This window comes from Candidatus Mycalebacterium sp. (assembly GCF_977828045.1).
This window is the reverse complement of sequence record NZ_CDWCUL010000017.1, coordinates 13742-35888: the sequence shown is the minus strand read 5'-3', so window position 1 is coordinate 35888 and position 22147 is coordinate 13742. Positions and strand designations below refer to the sequence as shown.

Genomic DNA, 22147 nt, shown 5'->3' with positions numbered 1-22147 from the left:
TTGTTTTTTTAGGTTAATTTTAGGTTCGCAGGCATTCATATTAGAGGGAGGCGTGTAAAAATTGAGTAAATCTTCAGGAACTGGTATGGAGTACTCCTTTGAGTGGCCCGTATTTCCAAAGGACGAAACAGAGAACGAACTTAAAATAACCGAAGTCGCGATGAGAGAGGGCGCAGATGGTTTTCCGGAGCCGGAGTCCATGATTTTTTCGACTACGGAAAATGAGATTATCGGAAGAATGCGGCGTTTTTACGTGTCGGTTCTTGAGGGTGTGTCAAACACGTTTATCAAACTCGGCGAAGAGACCGCCAATACCAAGCTTTTTTTGGAAAGATTTGATTTGAGGTATATGCCGGTTCAGCTCAAAAGCAGAGTTGAAAAAGAGTTCACGGACGCGAGCGTGCGCATGAATGAGTTGTCCACGCAAAAGAAAATCGCGGAAAAAAATGTGCAGGTTTTCAAACAGAAGCACAATTTGAACAGAGAGCCCATCTATTCAGACTCGTGGAGAAAGTTCTGGGGCCCCTGCATTATCGGGTTTTTGTTTTTTGCAGAGGTGATTCTCAACGGCGCTCTTGTGAGCGGTATTGTTGAAGGGCTCATAGGTGGAGTTGCGGTTGCCATCACAGTCGCGACCCTCAATGTTTTCCTTTCCTTTCTGGCGGGCAAAATTCTGATTAGAGAACTCAACAGAATACAGAGCACCGTGCGCAAACTGGCAATTTCGGCGACCACATTATTTTATGGCCTTGTGATTCTTTACGTCAACCTTGTGTTTGGAATATTCAGAAGCACCGCTCTGTCAACAAGCAACATCAGGTCGTGGGAAGAAGTGGAGTCCGCCGCCGTGTCTATTAACGCTCTGAAGCCATGGGAAACTCTTTCTCAAGTCGACGATATCCCCTCGCTTTTTGTTATCGGAGTCGGAATCTGTTTCGCGATAATGGCATTGATTGACGGATATCTTTCTGACGATTCCTATCCCGGCTACGGAGAGGTTTTCAGAAAGTTTCGCGAGGCGGCGGAACCGCTTGACCAGGCGAAGAAAGGACTCGCCGATAAAGTGCTTAACATTATTGACGAATCTTGCGAAGTAATGGAAGTACGGCTTGGAGAGTTTGAAGAGAGGCTCACACGCTGGGGAACGATGCAAAACACGGTTCGCCAGCAGTTTTCAAGCTATGCGGTTTGGATAGGTCAATTGGAGCAGGACTCAAACAAGTTTCTTAACGACTACAGAGCCGCCAACATAAAAGGCAGGCACTCAAGTTACAGTACAAAAAGACCGCCGGAATATTTTCAGGCAAAGTGGACTTTTTCCGAGGAGGAGAAAGACCCTTCAAAAACTTTCTCTCATTTGGCGTATCTGATTAACTCCGACATGCAGGATGTTAAGCACAAGTTTTATCAGATACAGAGTGAAATGACTTCCGTCCGCGATGAAAGTTATAAGGGTCTTCGCAAGTTTCTTCAGGGAATTCAGGATGACTATGACAGCAAAGAATAATCTTTTGTGTTTTTGCAAGCCATGAAAAAATTTTTAGTTTCAGTTTTGTTCCTGTTTTTCTGCGTTTTGCCCGCTTCCGCGCAAGGGCAAATGGCGGAGTCCGGGCAAGCGACGGGGTCCGCGGATTTGCCAATTGTGCAGGAAACTGAAAGAGATCCCAGAACTTTCTGCCCATACCAGCCCGGTTTTTCAAATGAGCATCTGCTGATTTTCATTGACGTTACGGACGGATTTACCGAACAGCAGATAAACCTCATGAAAAACGACATCCTCACCGAGAAGTTGCTGGAAAACGTGGAGATCTACGGTAAGGTTTCCCTCATCGTAATGGACGGCAATGAGCCGGTTACAAAACTAACGCCTCTGCTTTCCGTCTGCCGTCCGAAAAACGGCAACAATACTTCCAAGGACAAAAGAGATCACTTTGACCTGCTGATTGAGAGCCGCCAGAGACTTGATCTTGAATACAGGATTGGCTACCTGCGCAGGATTAAGGAGAAGGTGGTTGAAATAATTCAGGAAAAGGCGGAAAAAAACCGCGAACCGACCGACAAAACCCCGCTGATGGAAGCCATTCACGAAATAACGCGCTCTTCGGCGATTGATTTTGACGACAAATACGAGAAAAAGACCCTCCTCATTGTTTCAAACATGTATCACAATTCCAAAAGTCTGCCGCTTGACAAGCTCTGCGTGAAGCGGATTTACAGGCAGGGGTTTGCGTATTCCCGCTACAAAAGCGTTTGGAAATGCCCTTCTTTTAAGGATGTGAAAAGCAAGCGTGCGAACGAGTTTTATCTTGAAAGAAAAATAAAGCCCAAATTCAAGGGTGAAACGGATATCAAACTCTGGATTCTCTACAGGGAGCAGGGAGAGGGAAGCATCAGAGACTCCTCGTTGCTGACTTTCTGGGAAGATTACTTTATTGACTACGTTGCAGGCGATGTAACGTTTCTTGAACCCGAATTTGAGCCCGACCCATTCTTATGACGCCTGTGGTACGGGACTGTCTTGTCAAATCAAAATAAAACGGCTCTTGTTACCGGAGGAGCAAAGCGCATCGGCGCGAGTGTCTGCGTTCACCTTGCGGAAATGGGTTTTGACATAGCGCTTCACTACCGCAACTCCGAATCAGCCGCCCGGAAAACGGCAAAACTCGTCAAAAGCAAAGGGAGGCGTTGCGAGCTTTTCCGCGCAGACCTTTCCCGTCCTGCTAATGCGGCAAAACTTGTGGAGAAGGCGAGCCGCAAAATGGGCGGGCTTTCCGTTCTTGTAAACAACGCTTCAGTTTTCCGGAGGTCTGATTTCAAAAAAATCACCGAACGCGCGCTTGAAGACGATTTTGCGGTCAATTTTAAGTCGCCTTTTTTTGCGGCGCAGGCGTTCGCGCGCCTGACAAAAGAGGGGCTTGTCGTGAACATCATTGATTCCCGCGTAACAAAAAACCACACCGCGCATTTTGCCTATAACATCAGCAAAAAATGCCTTTATAATTTCACCTTTGCCGCCGCGCGGGCGCTTGCTCCGGGCATAAGGATAAACGCAATCTGCCCCGGACCCATTATGAAAACGGCGAAGACGGAGGAAGCGGCTTTTGAAAAAATCGCACGGGAAATCCCGTTGAAAAAAGGCGGAGAGACTCAGCACATTAATCTCGCGCTTGAGTACCTTGTGAAAAACTCATTTGTAACCGGCGAAGCGCTTTTCGTTGACGGAGGTCAGCACCTTTGACCGTAATTAAAATTGAAAATCTCCGCGTCAGAACCGTTGTTGGCATCTTTGAGTGGGAAAAAAAGATATTGCAGGAAGTCATCATCAACACCGAAATGGAGATTGACTGTCCCGATCTTCTGGCGATTGGGGACAATATTTCCGGCACCGTGGATTACAAAAAACTGAACAAAAAAATCGTCAAATTCGTGGAAGGCGGAAAGTTTTCACTTGTGGAAACAATCGTGGGCGGAATAGCAAAACTTGCCCTTGCCGAAGACAAGGTTCTCAAAGTTTCGGTCAAGGTTGACAAGCCCGGGGCACTCCGCTTTGCCGATTCGGTTTCGGTAACGCACACGGCTTCAAGAGAGAAAACGGGGAATTGAAAAGCGTAAAAAACTACAAAGCCAAAGGTGTAAAATGGGATTTATCCGACCTCTTTTGCGGACCGGACGACCCGCACATACGCAAGTCCGCCCGGAGGTGCCTGCGCCGTGCCAATGATTTTGAGAAGAAATACAAAAACGCCGTTTCGAGTGCGAAACTGTCCGCCGTGCGGCTTTCCGCGATTCTCAAGGAGTTAGAGTCAATAAGCGAATCCGCCGCGAAAATTTACTGCTACGCCCAACTCCTTCATTCGTCAAACACCGGCGACCCCAAAGCGGGTGCGCTTCTCCAATACGTGCGAGAGCAGTATGCTGACATACGCGGACACCTGCTTTTCTTTGATATTGAGTGGGTAAAAACTCCCGAAAAAAAGGCGCAAGCGCTTATCACGAACTCAAAACTCTCGCCTTACCGCCATTTTCTCAAAACAAAACGCGCCTACAAATCCCACATTCTCAGCGGGAAAGAGGAAAAAATTATTATGGAGAAATCCATTACGGGCTCATCGGCGTTCAAGCGGCTTTTTGACGAACTCCTCGCCGACATGCGTTTTGAGGTCAAAATGGGCAAAAAAACCGAAAAACTCAACGAAACTGAAACCCTTTCGTTGCTCTACAATCCTGACAGAAAAGTAAGACAGTCCGCCGCGCGTGCCCTGACAAAAGGGCTTGGTGAAAACTCAAAAACCCTCTCTTTTATCTTCAACACGCTCGCCGTTGACCACTGGCTGGATGACAGAATGCGCGCTTATGAAAACCCCATGTCGTCCCGGAACCTGGGCAACGAAGTTGACGGCAAACTTGTTGAGAGTCTGCTTGAAGCGTGTGAAGCGGGCTACGGAATTGTGAAGCGTTACTACCGCTTCAAGAAAAAACTGCTGGGGTTGAAAAGTTTTGCCGATTATGACCGTTACGCTCCGGTCGCGGCGGCGCGTGGGAAAATCGGCTACGGCGAAGCGAGGGAAATTATTCTGCGCTCCCTCAAAAGATTTTCCCCGGAAATGGAGCGCGTGGCGCGGACTTTTTTCACAAACAACTGGATAGATGCCGAGTGCCGCGACGGCAAATACGGAGGCGCGTTCAGCCACTCAACCGTTCCGTCCGCGCATCCGTATATTTTGATGAACTATCAGGGAACCCCGCGCGATGTGATGACTCTCGCGCATGAACTCGGACACGGAATACACCAGTTTCTTTCGCGAAAAAACGGATATTTCCACTGCGATGCGCCTCTTACAACTTCGGAAACCGCGAGCGTTTTTTCGGAGATGCTTGTTTTTCAGGAACTAAAACGCGAATGTTCCGAAAAAGACCGCCTCGCTCTTCTATGCGGAAAACTTGAAGAGTCTTTCGCGACCATTTTCCGCCAGACCGTTATGACGCGGTTTGAGCAGTCTTTTCACTCAGCGCGGCGCGATGAGGGTGAACTCACTCCTCAGCGCGTGAGCGGGTTGTGGCTGGATGCCAACCGTGCGATGTTTGGCAATTCCGTTACGCTTACGGCGGATTACGGGCTGTGGTGGATGTATATTCCTCACTTCATACACTCGCCTTTTTACTGCTACTCGTATTCGTTCGGGGAGATTCTTGTTCTGTCTCTTTACGAGGAATACACGCGGCGCGGAAGCGATTTTGTTTCGGGTTATATGGATCTCCTGTCTTCAGGCGGAAGCGACAGCCCCGAAGCGCTTATTCACAAAACCGGAGTTGACATAAACGCGCCGGGTTTCTGGCGCAAAGGGGTCGTGTTGCTTGAAGAACTGCTTGAAGAAGCCGTTTCCCTCGCCTGAGACCGGGCGCGGAAATAAAAGGCGCCGTCCGCATTGAAACAACGCGCTTCTATGTTAGTTTAGTGCGGTCTCCCGCCGGAGGTTTTTGAAATTGGGATACTTTATCGCTTCATGCGTTGTTACATGGTTGGTTCTCGGAGCGTATGTTCTGATTCTGTTTTCCCGTGGCCGCCGTTTGCGCTCCCGCGCCTCTGAAGGCGGATTTTCGAGCAAGGACTAAAAGTTTGTTCCCCGTATGCCGCGATGTTATCCCCCGGAATTAAAATTGCCGTTCTGGTATTAACGGTTCTGCTTTCAACCGCATATCTCGTCTATGACGGCGTTACCGACACAATGGTCTACTATCTGACCGTTCCCGAACTCAAACGGAGTGCGGAGGAAGGAAAAAGATACAGAGTTTCGGGACCCGTTAAGGAAAAAAGCATAGTCAGGAAACGGGACGGAGAGGTGCGTTTTTCCATAAACGGCGGCGCGGACAGTCTTAAAGTTTCCTACCGGGGCGAGGTTCCGGACACTTTCACCGAAGGGGTTGAAGCCGTTGTTGAGGGGATTTATCGCGGCTCTGAAAGTTTTGAAGCCGACCTTCTTCTGGCAAAGTGCCCCACAAAATATGAATCGGCGGACGGTTTATATCCGGAGAGTGGCAAATCCAGATGAACCTTCCTGAGCTGGGCTCGTCCGCGGTCATTTTCTGTTTTCTGCTTTCCATTTACTGCGCCGTCTGCTCATTCGCCGGAGGTGCTTTGCGCGGTCGCGGCCGCGCTCTGGTGAAAAGCGCGGAAAACGGCGTGGTCGCCGGTTTTGTTCTGCTTTGCGCGGCGGTCGCGCTTTTGCTCACCGAACTTGTTTCGCTTAACTTTGAACTGAAATACGTGGCTATGAACACGAGTTCAGACCTGCCCGTTATCTACCGCTTCACCTCTTTGTGGGCGGGGCAGGCGGGGTCGCTGATGCTCTGGTGTTTTGTGCTCGCGGCGTATGCCGCCGTGTTTGTTCTGCGTTCAGACGCGCCCGAGCCGCTCAAGGCGAACGTTACGGGAGTTCTCTCGTGTGTGTCCGCGTTTTTTCTTTTTCTAATCGCTTTTGTTGAAAGTCCGTTTGAAACGCTTCCGTTTTCTCCGCAGGAGGGCAGGGGGCTCAACCCCATTCTCCAAAACCCATATATGGCGATTCATCCGGTTGCGTTGTATATCGGATACGTGGGCATAACCGTTCCATACGCTTTGGGCATGGGCGCACTGCTTTGCGGCAAGGTGGACGATGCGTGGGTAAATCTGTCACGCAAGTGGACGCTTTTTTCATGGGGTGCGCTCAGCCTTGGTCTGTTGCTTGGAGCGCGGTGGGCTTATCTGGAGCTTGGGTGGGGCGGCTACTGGGCGTGGGATCCCGTTGAAAACGCGGCGTTTATGCCGTGGCTTTCCGGAACGGCTTTTTTGCATTCCATAATGGTTCAAAAGAGAAGAAATATGTTTATGAAATGGAATATCTGGCTTCTCGCAATCACTTTTTTCCTCTCAATTTTCGGCACTTTCATAACGCGCAGCGGTCTTATTTCATCCGTTCACTCATTCGCCGTTTCAGACATAGGGCCCCTGTTCGCGGGCTTTCTGCTTTTTATAGCGGTTTTTTCGTCCGCGCTGTTCTTCCTGCGCAAAAACGGCTTTAAGCGCGAGAGCGGATTTGATTCCGCGCTTTCGCGCGAGAGCGCGTTTGTGTTCAACAACGTGCTGTTTCTTGCGGCGGCTTTTGTGGTTTTTTTCGGAACGGTTTTCCCCATTCTCTCCGAAGCCGTAACCGGAAACCGCATACTCGTAGGCCCCCCGTATTTCAATCGGCTTAACGTCCCCATAGGGCTTTTGCTGATAACACTGATGGGCATAGGGCCCCTCCTGCCGTGGCGCAAAACCCCGATTCCCGCTTTTTTGCGCGCGTTTGCCGTTCCGCTTGTTTTGGCGGCGGCAACGCTTGCGGTTCTTTTGTTTTACGGAATGACTGAAATCACCGCGCTCGCCGCGTTTTCGCTCTGCGTTTTTTCGGCGTCATCCGCCGTGCGCGGCATATACAAAGGCACGAAATCAGCGAGCGCCGTCGGCGGATACGTTGTGCACATAGGGGTCGCTCTCATAGTTGCGGGCATTACGGCGTCTTCGGTATTTGCGACAAAAAGCGAAGCGCTCCTCGCTCCGGGGCAAAGTTTTTCGGTCGGCGGCTACGAGTTGGAATACAGTTCAATCAATCGCAGCTCCACGCCCGCCAAAAAGGTTATATCCGTGCGCGTTAAGGTTTCAAAAAACGGCTCTCCCACGGGATTTCTAACGGCTGAAAAAAATCTGTATCTATACGAGGGCAACAGGGAGATTAACCGCGAAACGGAAGTGGGGTTAATCTCAACATGGAAAGACGATTTGTATGTCGTTCTTGCGGAAGAGCACAATGACGATTCTGTTTTGATGGTCGCGGTTTTGAACCCGATGGTGTCGTGGATTTGGGCGGGCGGCGTTGTCGCGCTACTTGGCGCGGCGATGTCATTTTTGCGCGCGCGGCGGGGGCGGGTTTGAATGAGATTTGTCATCCTTTCCGCATTTTTTGCCGTGCTGTTTCTTTTTTCGGGCGAAAGCGGAGCGAACGGGGGCGAGGCGCTTTTTGTTGAGCGCGGCTGTGTCCGTTGCCACACAATCGGGCGCGGGCGGTTCGCCGGTCCCGACCTTAAAGGCGTTTTTGACAGGTATTCAAAAGATGAAATTGCCCTCTGGATAACAGACCCTTCCGCCGTTTACGAAGCGCGCGGCGGCGCTCCGGTGAACGAGGGCTATCCTCCGATGCCCCCGACCAATGTAAGCCCGCGCGAAGCGGAAAAAATCGCGGACTATCTGTTTTCCCTGCGCAATGTCTCCTCTGACGCGCCGGACGGCGGAGTGTTTTCCGGAAAAGTTGTGAACGAAACAACCGGAAAACCGGCGGCGGACGTAAACATTTTGCTCTCCTCATTCATTGCCGAACGTCTGATTTCAGAGCGCTCCGAAACCAGCGGCAAACAGGGTGGTTTTCGCTTTGAAGGGCTGTCGTGGAGCGCCTCTCACAAAATCTCAATCCAAAAAGACGGCGTTTTATACGAAACGGACAAAATGGTTTTCGCTCCGCGCCGGCGCGAGATTGAAACCACTTTGCCGATATACGAAACCACAACGGACGGCGGCGCGATAGGGCTTGAGCTCGCGCACATGATTGTTGAGCCGTTTGAGGGCGGAATCAGGGTCGCCGAATTTGTTGAATTTGTGAACAGAAACAAACTCGCCGTTGTCGCGGACAATGATGATAAAAACTCCGCAACTTTGCGTTTCGGCATTCCCGAAGGCGCGGAAAATCTGAATTTCATTCACGGCGCGGATTCCTCAAGTGTTTCGGCGCGAACCGGTTCATTTGTGTTGCCGGTGCTTCCGGGTCTGAAAAAAATTGTGTTTTCCTACCTTGTTCCGTTCCAAAACACGAAACAAACCGCGTTCACAAAAACGCTTGAATACAACACTTCGTCATTTGTCGTGATTTCGTCCGCTCTGCAAGGCGTTGAGGTTCGAGGGCTTGGAGAGAAGAAACAGGTAAGTGGCGAAGACGGAAGGGTTTTTCTCCGATGGGAATCAAAAAAACTTGTCAAAGGCGCAAAAGTTAAAATTTCAGTCAAATCGCCCCCGCCCGATAAACCCGTATGGCTGTTGCCCGCGATGGTGTTCGCGCTTGTTCTTGCATTTGCGGTTTTATTCCGCAAAGTGCGTAAAACCGATTGAACTGCCTTCCCAATACTTTTTATAATAAGGGTTAGCAACAACTCAACAGAAGACCCGTTGTCGGGTCTTCCGTTGAATAAAAGACCTGATTAAAATGTGGGCTTGATCCCCTGCATTCGGGAAATAAGCGGAACTCCTTAACTTCTGTTGAGTTGTTGCTGGACCCGGCTCCTAAAAGTCGGTTCAGCAACAACCGATGTTCAAAAACCAGACAATCTGGACGGGCGACAATCTGCCCATTTTGCGCGGACTTGAAGACGATTGCGTTGATTTGATTTATCTTGACCCGCCTTTCAACTCCAACCGCACATATTCCGCTCCAATCGGAAGCGAAGCCGCAGGCGCGGCGTTCAAAGACACTTGGACGCTCTCTGATGTTGATAACGCATGGCACGGCGAAATCGCCGAAAAAACCCCCGCCGTTTATGAAGCAATTTCCGCAAGCGAGCTTACGCATAGCAAGGGAATGAAGTCATATCTGATTATGATGGCGGTTCGCCTGATGGAAATGAAGCGGATTTTGAAACCAACCGGAAACATCTATCTGCATTGCGACCCGACCGCGAGCCATTATTTGAAAATGTTGATGGATTCGGTGTTTGGGAAAAACAATTTCAGAGGGGAAATTGTGTGGAAGAGAACAGACAACCCGAAAGGTTTGAAAACAGGACGAAAATCCTACGGAGTTGATACAGATTCGATTTTTTGCTACGCAAAAAGCGATGAATGTGTTCTTTATCTTGACAACGCAAGAAAACCACTGTCTGAAAAAGAGATGTCTGATAAGTACAAACACAAAGACGAATATGGAAATTATTATCCGGGACCAATAACGCTCTCTGGCAGTATGGGCAGAAGACCTAATCAGGAATACGAATACAAAGGCTACAGACCCGATTACGGGTGGCGGATGGTAAGGTCAAGTCTTGAAAAACTTGATGTTGCAGGAAATCTCGGATGGAACAACAAAGGCAATCCTTTTCGCAAACTGCGTCCGTCAGAAAACAAAGGACACCCTTTGAAAAATCTATGGGACGATATTGCTCGTTTGTCATCTCAGTCAAAGGAAAGAATCGGTTACCCAACGCAAAAACCGCTTGCTCTTTTGGAACGCATAATTTTGGCTTCCAGTAAAAAAGGCGACATTGTGCTTGACCCGTTTTGTGGTTGCGCTACGGCTCTCATCGCCGCCGAAAAGTTAAATCGCAGATGGATTGGCATAGACCTTTCGGAAAAAGCCGTTGACCTTGTAAAAATACGGATGAAAAAAGAAACCACGCTTTTTGACAGGTTTAATTTGATTCATCGCACGGATATACCAAAAAGAAAAACAGGCGCGGAAAATTACAGAGACCCCGACAAGAAAAAATTTTTATACGGACGGCAAGAGGGAAAATGCACCGGTTGCCGTGTTTTATTTCCTTATCGCAATATGACTGTTGACCACATAGTTTCGCAAAGCGACGGCGGTGGACACGAAATAGAAAATCTGCAACTTCTCTGCGGAGCGTGCAACTCAACGAAAGGTGCGGGAACTCAGGAGCAGTTAATCGTCAAACTCAAAGACGCGGGCGTTCAATACCGCTGATTTATTTCTCAAAAAACCTGCTCATCGCGTCCGCCAGACCTTCGGCGGTGTGCTTTTTCGCGACAACGGACGGTTTGAAGCCCGCGTCTTCCACGGTTTTTTTGGTTATTGGTCCGATGCAGCCGATTGCGGATTTGCTCAAAATCTCTTTCGCATTTTTGAAAATGGCGAGAAAGTTTGTCGCCGAGGACGAACTTGTGAAAACAACCATATCCACCGCGCCATCAAGCATTTCGCGCCCGACTGTGTTAATTTCGGCGGAGCTGTGTTTCGGAACCCGCGTGCGGTAGCACGGCGCGGTTTGAACCTTTGCGCCCATTTTTTTCAAGCCCTCGGGAAGCGCGTCTCTGGCTTTTTCGGCTCTCGGAATGAAAAAGGTTTTTCCGCGAATTTTGTGCTTTTTCATCTCCACAAGTACTCCCTCGGCGGTGTATTTTTTCGGAATTATGTCCGCCGCCACGCCAAAGCCGTTCAGGGCTTCGGCGGTTTTGCTTCCTATTGCCACGGTTTGAACCCCGGCAAGCGCCCTTGAATCAAGCCCCTTCTTTTTCATTCTCTCAAAAAACCGCTCAACGCCGTTCACGCTTGTGAACGCGAGAAAATCGCACAGGGAAAGATTTTTAATAAGCCGGTCGGCATCCGTCCACGAACGCGGCGGAACAATCTCAATGCACGGAAACGAGATAACCTCCGCGCCGCGCTGCTGCAACAGTTTTACAAAATCCGCCGACTGCCCGGCCGGGCGCGTAACGACAATTTTTTTGCCGAAAAGCGGCTTTGTTTCAAACCAGTTCAGTTTTTTCCTCATTCCAATCGTGCCGCCCACCATCACGACCGCCGGAGCGAAATCCGCTCCTTCGGCGCGTATTTTCGCGCTTATGTTTTCAAGCGTTCCCACAATGGTTTTCTGCTTTCCCGTTGTTCCGCGCGAGGTAACCATAACAGGGGTTTTGCGCGGTTTTTTATTTTGTATGAGTTTTTTTGTTATCTCCTCAATATTGTTCAGCGACATAAGGAAAATGATGGTCTCCATTCCCGCGAGATTTTTCCATTTCAAGCGAGATTTTTTGCCGGGCTTCTCATGCCCGGTTACGACCGTAAAAGACGAATTGAAATTCCTGTGAGTAAGAGGCACCCCCGAATACGCCGGAACGGAATGAACCGAACTCACCCCCGGAACAATCTCAATCACAATGCCGGCGGACAGCAGCGCTTCGGTTTCCTCGCCGCCCCTTCCGAACACAAAAGGGTCTCCGCCTTTGAGGCGCACAACCGTTTTGCCCCGCCGCGCCCTGTTTATCATCAAGCGGTTGATTTCTTTCTGTTCAAGAGTTTTGAACCCTTTTTTCTTGCCCGCGAAAATCATCTCCGCGCCGCGCGGGGCGAATTCCAGAAGAGAATTGTTTGCCAGCGCGTCGTAAATAACCACATCGGCGCACGCCAGGGTTTCCATCCCTTTGACGGTTATGAGCCCCGGGTCTCCCGGTCCCGCGCCGACCAGATAAACCGCCGGTCTGTTTTTTGCTGTTTTGCTGTTTTTCATCTGACCCATTAGCAATAACAACGAGCGCGATGTTGTCAAGATACGCGCTTGACAACACGCAACTTTTTTTTACCATTACGGCATCTGGACAGTTACCGGAGGTCAGAAGTATGAGCAGGAAAACTATTCTTTATGTGGCATCGGCGGTTTTTTGCGCCGTCGTGTTTTCGCCGTCATTTTCCCTCGCGAACGAGGATTGCCCCTATTCAAAAAAAGGCGGTGAAAAGAGTTTTCGGAACAAAATCACCGGCGGAGACAAAGAGCACGGAGGAAAATCCGGTTGCCACAAGGGTAAATACGGGCACGGTAAATACGGGCACAAAAAATACGGACACGGCAAGCACGGCATGGGCGCGTTCTGGTGGAGAAGCGCGGACATGGCGGAGCGTCTGCGTCTCAGCGACGGGCAAATTGCGCAGTTGGACGAAATTGCCGCTTCAAGCTATGAAGAAATCGCGGATGCATACGAAAAAGGGGCCGAAGCGAAACATCGGTTCAAAAAGGTTATGAAAAATCCTGATTCGTCCGCCGATGAAATCAAAGCGGCGGCGAAAAAGAAATACGCCGCGATGACGGAGAAAAAATCCGCGCGGTTGGAGATGCTTCTCGCCATGCGCGATGTTCTCACGCCGGAGCAAAGAAAGGATTTATCCGTTTTGAAGCACAAAAGGCGCAAAGGTTGCGGGTTTGAGGGGAAAAGCGGACGGTATTGAGCGATTTCAAACTTCACAGTGAATTCAACCCCGCCGGGGGGCAGCCCGAAGCGATTGAGCAGATTGTCTCGCGGCTTGATGACGGCATTTCGGATCAGGTTCTGCTCGGAGTAACGGGTAGCGGAAAAACCTTTGCAATCGCTCACGCCATAGCGCGCGTGAACCGCCCCGCGCTTATTCTTGCGCATAACAAAATCCTCGCCGCCCAGCTCTATGGCGAGTTCCACGAGTTGTTTCCCGAAAACGCCGTTCACTACTTCATAAGTTATTACGACTACTATCAGCCCGAAGCGTATATTCCGCACAGCAACACATACATTGAGAAAGATGTCGCGATTAACGAGCACATAGACAAAATGCGCCACGCGGCAACCACCGCGCTTTTTGAGCGGCGCGACATTGTTGTTGTGGCGAGCGTGAGCGCGATTTACGGCATCGGCGCGCCAGAGGACTACTACGGAATGATGAATTTTATTGAGGTCGGCGCGCGGATGGAAAGGGATGTTTTTCTGTCAAAACTCGCCGATATTCAATACAAGCGGAGCAATCACGCGCTTGAACGGGGCACCTTCAGGGTTCGCGGCGATGTTGTTGACGTTATACCTTCGCACGGCGATAACGAGGCGGTAAGGGTTGAGTTTTTCGGCGATGAGATTGATTCGGTGAGTGTGGTTGACCGCGAAACGGGCTCGGTTCTCCGCGCAATTGAAAAAGCGTCTTTTTACCCCGCGTCTCACTATGTTGCTCCGAGGGAAAAACTTCTTGCCGCCGTCCAATCCATAAAAGACGAACTCAGGCAAACAATCAAACTGTTTGAATCGCGCGGAATGGATGAGGAAAAAAACAGAATCCGGGAACGTACCCTGAGGGATTTGGAGTTTCTTGAAACTATGGGGTTCTGCCCCGGAATAGAAAACTATTCGCGCCACCTCGCGGGCAGGGCGCAGGGACAGCCGCCGTTCACGCTGCTTGACTATTTTCCGGACGATTTTATCTGCGTTATAGACGAGAGCCACCAGACCGTTTCGCAGATTCGCGGCATGCACGCGGGGGACAGAAGCCGCAAGGAAACGCTTGTTGAGCACGGTTTCCGGCTTCCGTCCGCGATTGACAATCGCCCGCTCAATTTTGAAGAGTTCACAGAGAAGAAAGGGCAGACAATTTATGTTTCGGCGACTCCGGCGGAGTATGAAATTGAAAAATCGTCCGGGCAGGTGGCGGAACAGATAATCCGTCCCACGGGGCTTGCCGATCCGGAGGTGGAGGTCAGACCCGCACGCGGACAGGTTGACGATTTGCTCGGCGAAATCCGTAAAGCCGCGAAGGCGGGCGAGCGGGTTCTTGTTTCCACGCTCACGAAGAAAATGGCTGAGGATCTGACCGATTATTACAGGGACGCGGGTGTTCGGGTGCGCTATATGCATTCGGAAATAGAGACTCTTGAGCGGGTTCGCATAATTCACGATTTGCGCGCCGGTGAGTTTGACGCGCTTGTGGGAATCAACCTTCTACGTGAGGGGCTGGACATTCCCGAAGTCGCTCTGTTCGCCGTGCTTGACGCAGACAGCGAGGGGTATTTGCGCAGTAAAACCTCTCTGATCCAGATGTTTGGCAGGACGGCAAGAAACACCGCGGGCAGGGTGATTATGTATGGCGATGAGGTAACGCGCTCAATGAAGGCGGCGATGGACGAGACTGAACGGCGTAGAAAAATACAGATTCAATACAACAAAGAAAACGGCATAACGCCGTCCGCCGTAAGAAAAAACCTTAAAGGCGCGATGGGGCTTATGTGCGAAGCGGATTATGTTGACATTTCGGCGGAAGCGGTTTTGCCCGGTGAAATTGCTCCGGAAGAGATTCCGGGCACAATCAAGTCGCTTACTTTGGAGATGAAAAAAAGCGCAAAAGATTTGGAGTTTGAAAAGGCGGCGTCTTTGAAAAAACGTATAAAAAAACTCAAAGATATGGAAGCGGAATACATCGCGGAAATGAAAAACCACCGCTAAAACTGCCGCGTTTCAGGGTTTTAGAGCCCGCGCGTCTTGCTTAAAACCCCGTCTTTCTGTAAAATGCCCATGTAACAGCTACTGGTTTTTGCAGAAGCGGGCTTCCGAGCCCGCTTTTGTTTGGTAGCGGGAAGAAAATGATGCAAAACCGTATTGAAACACGGGCGGATGCGGATTCGGACTTGGGTGGAACGGCTGCCAGACTATCTGAAATCGTTGAGAGAGTTGTCGCGCCGAGCCCGCTTGAACTTGTGGATTTGCGCCTTGCCGGAGGCGGAAAGGTGTCTGTTTTTATTGATAAACCGGGCGGGGTAAACGTCGGTGAGTGCGCCGAACTCAGCAGGGAAATAGGTGTTTTGATAGATATTGAGGAGATTATGCAATCACCATACACGCTTGAAGTGTCGTCTCCGGGGGTGGAAAGACCGCTTGTAAAACCCGGTGATTACGACAGGTTCAACGGCAAAAGGGCGAAAATCAGAACGAAAGACGCCCTTGAAGGACGCAGGGTTTTTACGGGGCGCATAGAAGGAATTGAGAGCGGTTTTGTAAAACTGCTTGGCGAGGAGTCGGACGGAGAAGTTTTTTCAATACCTTTTGACGGTATAGAAAAGGCAAATCTGAAACGGGAGTTGTAAAATGTCAACTGAACTGAACAGAGTCATTGAGACAGTGGTAAAGGAGAAAAATCTCCAGAAAGAGGAAGTCGTCAAAGCCATTGAAGAGGCGGTTGTAAGTGCGGTTGAAAGCATCACAAAGAAGGAATATGAAGAGAGTGGTTTTGAGGTGCAATACAACTACGACAACGGCGTTGTGGAGCTTTTCCGCTACAAGGACGTTGTTGCTGAAGTGTCCGACCCCGCAACGCAGATAGAGATTGGCAAGGCGAAGGAGCTTGACCCTGAAGTTGAAGCGGGCGAAGAAATCGGCGTAATGGTCTGGACTTCGGACGCCATGTCGGACAAAGACGATTCTGAAAGCGGCGATGGCGACGGCATGTTTTCCCACAAAGGGTTCACGCGGGTTGCAATTCACAACGCAAAACAGAAAATCCTGCAGAAGGTCAGGGAAGCCGAAGGCAGGGTCATTTATGAGGAGTTCATAAACTACAAAGGGCGGCTCGTGAACGGGATTGTTAGGCGGATTGAGAGGAGAACGCTTGTGATTGACCTCGGCAGAGCCGAAGCAATTTTGCCGTATTCGCACAAAGCCCCCAAAGAGTTTTACGAGCCCAAAGATAGAATAAAGGCGCTTCTGCTTGAAATTGATACGGAAAAAAGAGTGCCGCGCCTCATACTTTCCCGTATCTCGCCGGATTTTGTCAAAAGGCTTTTTGAGGGCGAGATTCCCGAAATTGCGGACGGCATAATCGAAGTTAAAGCCATTGCGCGGGACCCCGGTTCAAGAATGAAAATTGCAGTTTATTCGCACGATCCCGATGTTGACCCCGTCGGTGCGTGCGTGGGAATACGCGGTGCGAGGGTTCAGAATCTGATTCAGGAGTTGCAGGGCGAAAAGATAGACATTGTGCCGTGGTCGGCGAATCTGGGGCGTTTTGTTTCGGACGCGCTTTCCCCTGCGGTTGTGAACAAAGTCATCATTGACGAAGCCGATAACCAGATGGAGGTCGTTGTTGATGAAGACCAGCTTACGCTCGCCATCGGGCGCGGCGGACAGAATGTGCGTCTTGCGTCAAACCTGACCGGCTGGAAAATAGATATCAAGACCGAGGATCAGATGAAGAAAGAGAAAGAGCAGTCGCTCGCGATGCTCAATCAACTTCCGGGGGTTGGTAATGTGGTGGCAACTCTTCTTTTCAACGAGGGCTTTCGCACGCTTGAAGATATTGTGTTCGCCGATCCCGAAAGCATAAAAACTGTTCTCAGTGAGATGGAAGGTAAAGAGATTGAGGAAATAATTGCGTTCGCGCGAATGGCATTTCAGGAGAGCGTGAAGGAGCAGACCGAGCAGCAGGCGTCCGAGCTTGTTCCGGAGTCTGAAGCCGCCGGAGAGCAAACCGGGCAGGCATTCAAATCCGCCGCGTCTGAGCAAAAACCTGAGTCCGAAGCCGCGCAAAAGCCGGTTGAACAGGCGTCTTCTGAATCTGTTCCTGAAACGGAAACTGAGCCCGAACAACAGGCGTCTTCTGAATCTGTTCCTGAAACGGAATCCGAGCCCGAACAAGAGGCGTCTGAATCTGCTCCTGAAACGGAAACTGAGCCCGAACAACAGGCGTCTTCTGAATCTGTTCCTGAAACGGAAACTGAGCCCGAACAACAGGCGTCTTCTGAATCTGTTCCTGAAACGGAAACTGAGCCCGAACAAGAGGCGTCTGAACCCGAAACCACCGAAGAGCAACCCGAACAATTGTCCGAGTCCGCCGGAGAAACCGAAGAAGCCGAAAAGAAACCGGAGGAAGACGGGCAGTCCTGATAGCGCACCGCATATAAGATGAAGTCAACAAGAGTACACGAACTGGCTAAAGATCTCGGCGTTTCCAGCAAGGAGATTATGGCAACCGCGAATGAGATGGGCGTCAACCTTTCAACCGCTTCAAACACGGTGGATTTGGAGACTGTTGAAAAAATCAGACGCGTTTTTTCTTCTCTGTCCAAACACGATGAGGACGACGCGGAACCTTCCAAAAGCGAGACAAAGGTTGTCAAATCCAAATCCGGGGACGTTACTGAAATCAGAGGCACAAAGCGGGTCGTAAGGCGCAGAAAGAAACAGGAAAAGCCCGAAGAGAGCGCCGAGCCGCAAGCCGCACTTGAGTCTGAAGCCGCCGCCGAGCCCACACCCGAAGAACCTGAAAAGAAACCCGCCGAAGAACCCGAGTCTGTGCCGCAGAAAAAAGCCGAAAAAGAAAAGCCCGCCGCGCCCGACCCCGAGAAGGAGCAACTCGCACAGCAGATTCAGGACTCGCTCGCACCAAAACTTGTCGCCAAGAAAAAGGAATACGTTGTTGACGAAAAGAGTTTCCGCAGAAGACAGGACATCAGACGGAAAAAATTGCCTCGCCATTCCCCCTCTGCCGCCAAAAAGGTGACGGATTCTCCGCCGGCCGGCAAAAAAAGCGTCAAAATCGGCGAAACCATAACGCTTGAAGAACTCGCACACAGAATGGATGTAAAAATGCGCTATGTGAGGGAAAAGGCTAGAAGCATCGGGCTGAAAGCCTCTCCGAAGGATTCCATTGATTATGAGACCGCCACGCTTGTCGCCGCCGAATACGGACTTGAGGTTGATGTTGACAGGTTTGACGAAGCGGCATTTTTGGACGAAAAAGAGGCGGGCTTTTCAGACGAGGCTCCGCGCCCTCCGGTTGTCAGTGTTATGGGGCATGTTGATCACGGAAAAACAACCCTTCTTGACAACCTGCGCAAGTCAAATGTTGCTTCGGGGGAGGCGGGCGGAATCACACAGCATATCGGCGCGTATAAGGTCGCTTCGGGTAGTGGAACGGTTGTTTTCATTGACACGCCCGGTCACGAGTCTTTCACTTCAATGCGTGCGCGCGGCGCGAAAATCAATGACATGGCGATTCTTGTAATCGCCGCCGATGATGGAGTGAAGGCGCAGACCGTTGAGGCGATAAATCATGCCAAAGCCGCGGGCGTGCCCGCCATTGTGGCGATTAACAAAGTTGACAAAGACACTGCCGACTCCGAAAACGTGAAAAGACAGCTTTCCGAGCACGGGCTTGTTTCCGATGAATGGGGAGGCGACACGCTTTTTGTTGAGATCTCGGCAAAAACGGGGCAGGGCCTCAAAGAGTTGCTGGAACTGATTCTTCTTCAAGCGGATATTCTTGAACTCAAAGCGCCGCAAAAGGGGCTTGCCAGAGGGATTGTTCTTGAATCGCGGCTTGACAAAGGGCGCGGCGCACTCGCCAATGTGATTGTTACAAAGGGCAGTTTGAAAGTGGGCGACTATGTCATAGCGGGGCTTTTTAGTGGCAAGGTCAGGGCTATTTCAGATGAGAACGGTGCAAAACTCAAAAGCGCGGGACCGTCAATTCCCGTTGAGGTTATGGGGCTTTCGGGCGTGCCGGAAGCGGGCGAGAATATTTACGTTCTGCGCGATGAGAAAACAGCGCGGGCGATAGTTGAAAACAGAAAGTTGGAGTTGGTGCGGAGCGAGACGCCTCAGGTTCCGCATGTGTCTCAGATTTCCTTTGACGCTCCTGAGAATACGGAGGAGGAAGCGGAGGACTCCGCGAAGGAGTTGTCTCTCATAATCAAAGCCGACACCCGTGGCACGGTTGAGGCAGTTAAGGATTCCATTGAGAAGATTGATCAGGACAAATGCTCGGTCAAAATCGTTCATTCGGGGGTCGGCGGTATAAGCGGCACCGATGTTGAACTCGCTAATGTTACAAACGCATCAATTCTCGGGTTTAACGTCCGACCGGACTCAAAAGCCGCTTCGGATGCCGCGGAGAGCGGGGTTCTGGTTGAGACATATCAGATTGTGTATGAGGTGATTGACAGGATAAAACGGATTATGGAGGGTCTGCTTGACCCGCTGGTTGAGGAGGAAACGCTTGGGCACGCGCGCGTTATGGAGATTTTTCGCATGTCCGGGCAGAGGACAATCGCGGGCTGTTTCGTTGATGACGGTAAGGTGTTGAGGGGTGAAAGCGTCAGGGTTGTGCGTGACGGTTCCGTGGTTTACGAAAGCAAGGTCGGCTCTCTCAAGAGGTTCAAAGACGATGTGAAAGAGGTGCAGTCGGGCTTTGAGTGCGGTCTTACCGTAGAGAATTTCAGCGATGTGAAAGTGGGCGATGTGCTTGAGATTTATTTACTAAAGGAGACCGCGCAGCAGTTGTAGGACGGCGTGGCGGCAGAGGGTTGTTGTGGGAACAAAAGGTCACGAATTCAGTTACGAGAGGCGCGAGCGCGTGAAAGATCTTATTTTCAGGGAGATAGCGCTCATAATTAGCGAGGGAAACATCAGAGATACACGGGTCGCGCGCGCCGTGGTAACCCGTATTTCGCTGTCAGGAGACATGTCTTCCGCGAAAGTGTTTTTTACCCACCTCAAAGGCGGCTCGTCCGAACCAATGCTTGAGGCGCTGAATAAACTGTCGGGATTTTTCCGCAAACAGATAGCGTCCCGCCTCAATCTCAAAAAAGTCCCTTCAATAGAGTTTAAACCCGATGAAGTTTTGCTTTCCGCTCACCGGGTTGATGACATCATAAGGCGTTTTGACAGTTGAATTTCCCCGCTCAAATAAAGAATATTTTTGAGGAAGGAAGCGGTTTTTTACTGACCTCTCACGAAAATCCCGATTCGGACGCTTTGGGCTCAATGCTCGCGCTTGCGAATTTACTTGAATCGCTTGGCAAGTCCGTTTTTCTCTATAACGCAAGCAGCGCTCCTTCATTCCTTGAGTTTCTTCCGGATTCGGAGAGGGTGCGGACAACGCTCACGGACACCCCGAAAGACGGTTTTGACGCGCTCATCGTTCTTGACTGCCCCGTTGTTTCGCGCGCGGGTGCGGATTTTGAGCGATACGCCGCAGATTCGGGCTCGGAAGTTGTCATCATTGACCACCACACCAAAATGGAGAGCGGCGGAGTGAAATGGGTTGAGACCTCGGCGCCGGCGACCGGCGTTCTTGTTTATGAAATCTTCAAATCTTTTGGCGCTGACTTCACGCAGCAGAGCGCGACTTGCATTTTTGCCGCGATTTCGGGAGACACGGGCTCGTTCAGGTTTTCCAACGCCACGGCGCAGTGTTTCGCCATAGCGTCCGAGATGGTTTCGTGCGGCGCCGACCCGCAACGGATTTCAAGCGCGGTTTACGAAAACCAGTCCACCGGAAAAATAGACCTTCTCTCCCGCGTTCTGGGGAGTCTCAAAACCGATAAAACGGGAAAGATCGCGTGGGTTTGTGTTGACCGTGAAATGTTTGAAGCGACTGGAACATCAAGCGAAGACACCGAGGGAATGGTTGATTATCCTATGAGTTTGAAGGGGATTGAGGTCGCGATGTTTTTCAGGGAAACCTCCGCGCGCGGGCAATCTCCGGCGTGGAAGGGGAGCATAAGGTCGCGCGGCGATATTGACGTTTGCGCGGTGGCGACGAAGTTCGGCGGCGGTGGGCATAAAAACGCGGCGGGGTTTAATTTTGACGGCAATTTTGACGGTGTAATCGGAAAAATACTTGGCGAGATAAAGTTGACATGAACGCAATGGTTATAATTGACAAGCCGGACGGCATGACCTCAAGCGATGTTGTGAACAGGGTTAAAAAAATCCTCAAAGTCCGCAAAGCGGGGCACACGGGCACGCTTGATAAGTTCGCCACGGGGGTTCTTCCCGTCTGTCTGGGAGAGGCGACAAAGGTGATTCCCCACCTTGACGAATCGTTCAAAGAGTACGAGGCGACGATGCGTTTGGGAGTTGCGACTGACACCTTTGACCTTTCCGGAAAAATTACGCGCGAGGGCGATGTTGGAAAAGTTTCGCGTAATGATGTAGTCTCATGCTTCAAGGAAAACACGGGGACTTTTTTGCAGGTTCCGCCTATGTTTTCCGCAGTCAAGAAGAACGGGGTGAGGCTTTCAGAGATTGCCCGGCTTGGCAAGGAGGTTGAGAGAAACGCCAGAAGGGTAACGGTTGAGTTTCTGGATTTGCTTGAGTTTTCACCGCCTCTGGTGAGGTTTTTCGTAAAATGCTCGCGCGGGACTTATGTCAGGGCGCTGGCATCCGAAATGGGCGAGACTCTCGGTTGTATGGCTCATCTGGTTCAGCTCAGGCGGCTCGGCAGCGGAAGGTTTTCCATTGAAGAATCAGCGACTTTGCAAGACCTTGAAGCCGGGAATTTTACTTTGATAAGCGTTGATAACGCTCTTTCGCATATGAAATTGGTTTGCATAGATGAAGATGCCGCGCGGGTTGTCCGTAGCGGTGGATTTTTGAGTACGAAGCATCTGCCCGAGTGCGAGTGCGATTTCCGCAAAGGAGAGGTTGTAAAACTGATGAGAAACGGCGCAGTGGTGTCCATAGCGGAGTTTGTGTCGGACACCCGGGAAGTTGAAAATTTGAAAGACGCACCGGCGCTCAAACAGATAAGGGTGTTCGGTTCGCATTAAAAAATTCGGAGGATTT

19 protein-coding genes are annotated in these 22147 nt (G+C 50.6%); 18 read left to right on the top strand and 1 reads right to left on the bottom strand.

What is annotated here, in order from left to right; genetic code table 11:
* The first annotated feature begins 61 nt into the window (after positions 1-61).
* The 10 genes from ACY430_RS05770 to ACY430_RS05725 all read left to right on the top strand — a co-directional run bounded on the left by ACY430_RS05770 (position 62) and on the right by ACY430_RS05725 (position 10763).
* Positions 62-1507, top strand: coding sequence for a hypothetical protein (locus ACY430_RS05770; RefSeq protein WP_462137941.1), 1446 nt, complete (start codon positions 62-64; stop codon positions 1505-1507).
* A 21-nt stretch (positions 1508-1528) separates the two neighbouring features.
* Positions 1529-2497, top strand: coding sequence for a hypothetical protein (locus ACY430_RS05765; RefSeq protein WP_462137940.1), 969 nt, complete (start codon positions 1529-1531; stop codon positions 2495-2497).
* A gap of 21 nt (positions 2498-2518) precedes the next feature.
* The gene (locus ACY430_RS05760) at positions 2519-3238 is read left to right on the top strand and encodes an SDR family oxidoreductase (protein WP_462137939.1); all 720 of its coding nucleotides are present in this window, start codon (positions 2519-2521) and stop codon (positions 3236-3238) included.
* A complete protein-coding gene (locus tag ACY430_RS05755) occupies positions 3235-3603 on the top strand; it encodes a dihydroneopterin aldolase (RefSeq protein WP_462137938.1) in 369 nt (122 codons plus the stop codon). Before ACY430_RS05760 ends, ACY430_RS05755 begins: the two co-directional genes overlap by 4 nt.
* Positions 3600-5393 (top strand): M3 family oligoendopeptidase, encoded by a 1794-nt coding sequence (locus ACY430_RS05750; RefSeq protein WP_462137937.1) that lies wholly within the window; start codon positions 3600-3602, stop codon positions 5391-5393. The genes ACY430_RS05755 and ACY430_RS05750 overlap by 4 nt, the downstream gene beginning before the upstream one ends.
* A gap of 91 nt (positions 5394-5484) precedes the next feature.
* On the top strand, positions 5485-5613 hold the full coding sequence (locus ACY430_RS05745; protein WP_462137936.1) for a hypothetical protein: 129 nt from the start codon (positions 5485-5487) through the stop codon (positions 5611-5613).
* Between the two features lie 23 nt (positions 5614-5636).
* Positions 5637-6050 (top strand): cytochrome c maturation protein CcmE, encoded by a 414-nt coding sequence (locus ACY430_RS05740; RefSeq protein WP_462137935.1) that lies wholly within the window; start codon positions 5637-5639, stop codon positions 6048-6050.
* On the top strand, positions 6047-7951 hold the full coding sequence (locus tag ACY430_RS05735; protein ID WP_462137934.1) for a heme lyase CcmF/NrfE family subunit: 1905 nt from the start codon (positions 6047-6049) through the stop codon (positions 7949-7951). Before ACY430_RS05740 ends, ACY430_RS05735 begins: the two co-directional genes overlap by 4 nt.
* Positions 7952-9175 carry a c-type cytochrome gene (locus ACY430_RS05730; RefSeq protein WP_462137933.1) on the top strand — a complete coding sequence of 408 codons (1224 nt, stop codon included), beginning with the start codon at positions 7952-7954 and terminating at the stop codon, positions 9173-9175. It begins immediately after the preceding gene.
* Between the two features lie 196 nt (positions 9176-9371).
* Positions 9372-10763 carry a DNA methyltransferase gene (locus ACY430_RS05725; protein WP_462137932.1) on the top strand — a complete coding sequence of 464 codons (1392 nt, stop codon included), beginning with the start codon at positions 9372-9374 and terminating at the stop codon, positions 10761-10763.
* Position 10764: 1 nt separating this feature from the next.
* On the opposite strand, the gene cobA is transcribed toward ACY430_RS05725, so the two are convergent.
* On the bottom strand, positions 10765-12315 hold the full coding sequence (cobA, locus tag ACY430_RS05720) for a uroporphyrinogen-III C-methyltransferase (protein WP_462137931.1): 1551 nt from the start codon (positions 12313-12315) through the stop codon (positions 10765-10767).
* A 101-nt stretch (positions 12316-12416) separates the two neighbouring features.
* Between cobA and ACY430_RS05715 the strand changes: the two genes are divergently transcribed.
* From ACY430_RS05715 to truB, 8 genes are all read left to right on the top strand, one after another.
* Entirely contained in the window at positions 12417-13019 is a 603-nt protein-coding gene (locus ACY430_RS05715; RefSeq protein WP_462137930.1) for a Spy/CpxP family protein refolding chaperone, read from the top strand.
* Complete coding sequence (uvrB, locus tag ACY430_RS05710) at positions 13016-15028, top strand: excinuclease ABC subunit UvrB (RefSeq protein ID WP_462137929.1); 2013 nt, start codon at positions 13016-13018, stop codon at positions 15026-15028. The genes ACY430_RS05715 and uvrB overlap by 4 nt, the downstream gene beginning before the upstream one ends.
* Before the next feature lie 137 nt (positions 15029-15165).
* On the top strand, positions 15166-15666 hold the full coding sequence (locus ACY430_RS05705; protein WP_462137928.1) for a ribosome maturation factor RimP: 501 nt from the start codon (positions 15166-15168) through the stop codon (positions 15664-15666).
* Position 15667: 1 nt separating this feature from the next.
* Positions 15668-17461: a transcription termination factor NusA gene (nusA, locus tag ACY430_RS05700; RefSeq protein WP_462137927.1), complete on the top strand. Its 1794-nt coding sequence runs from the start codon at positions 15668-15670 to the stop codon at positions 17459-17461.
* Positions 17462-17479: 18 nt separating this feature from the next.
* Positions 17480-19861: a translation initiation factor IF-2 gene (infB, locus tag ACY430_RS05695; RefSeq protein WP_462137926.1), complete on the top strand. Its 2382-nt coding sequence runs from the start codon at positions 17480-17482 to the stop codon at positions 19859-19861.
* Between the two features lie 25 nt (positions 19862-19886).
* Positions 19887-20249 (top strand): 30S ribosome-binding factor RbfA, encoded by a 363-nt coding sequence (rbfA, locus tag ACY430_RS05690; RefSeq protein ID WP_462137925.1) that lies wholly within the window; start codon positions 19887-19889, stop codon positions 20247-20249.
* On the top strand, positions 20246-21223 hold the full coding sequence (locus ACY430_RS05685; protein WP_462137924.1) for a DHH family phosphoesterase: 978 nt from the start codon (positions 20246-20248) through the stop codon (positions 21221-21223). Before rbfA ends, ACY430_RS05685 begins: the two co-directional genes overlap by 4 nt.
* The gene (gene truB, locus ACY430_RS05680; protein ID WP_462137923.1) at positions 21220-22131 is read left to right on the top strand and encodes a tRNA pseudouridine(55) synthase TruB; all 912 of its coding nucleotides are present in this window, start codon (positions 21220-21222) and stop codon (positions 22129-22131) included. Before ACY430_RS05685 ends, truB begins: the two co-directional genes overlap by 4 nt.
* The last annotated feature ends 16 nt before the right edge of the window (positions 22132-22147 follow it).

Bases quoted from the DNA above. Each gene is read 5' to 3' on its own strand.
- ACY430_RS05765 (WP_462137940.1), top strand. From the start codon at position 1,529: ATGAAAAAATTTTTAGTTTCAGTTTTGTTCCTGTTTTTCTGCGTTTTG.
- ACY430_RS05740 (WP_462137935.1), top strand. From the start codon at position 5,637: ATGTTATCCCCCGGAATTAAAATTGCCGTTCTGGTATTAACGGTTCTG.
- ACY430_RS05735 (WP_462137934.1), top strand. From the start codon at position 6,047: ATGAACCTTCCTGAGCTGGGCTCGTCCGCGGTCATTTTCTGTTTTCTG.
- ACY430_RS05730 (WP_462137933.1), top strand. From the start codon at position 7,952: ATGAGATTTGTCATCCTTTCCGCATTTTTTGCCGTGCTGTTTCTTTTT.
- ACY430_RS05725 (WP_462137932.1), top strand. From the start codon at position 9,372: ATGTTCAAAAACCAGACAATCTGGACGGGCGACAATCTGCCCATTTTG.
- cobA (WP_462137931.1), bottom strand. From the start codon at position 12,315: ATGGGTCAGATGAAAAACAGCAAAACAGCAAAAAACAGACCGGCGGTT.
- ACY430_RS05715 (WP_462137930.1), top strand. From the start codon at position 12,417: ATGAGCAGGAAAACTATTCTTTATGTGGCATCGGCGGTTTTTTGCGCC.
- ACY430_RS05705 (WP_462137928.1), top strand. From the start codon at position 15,166: ATGATGCAAAACCGTATTGAAACACGGGCGGATGCGGATTCGGACTTG.
- nusA (WP_462137927.1), top strand. From the start codon at position 15,668: ATGTCAACTGAACTGAACAGAGTCATTGAGACAGTGGTAAAGGAGAAA.
- infB (WP_462137926.1), top strand. From the start codon at position 17,480: ATGAAGTCAACAAGAGTACACGAACTGGCTAAAGATCTCGGCGTTTCC.
- truB (WP_462137923.1), top strand. From the start codon at position 21,220: ATGAACGCAATGGTTATAATTGACAAGCCGGACGGCATGACCTCAAGC.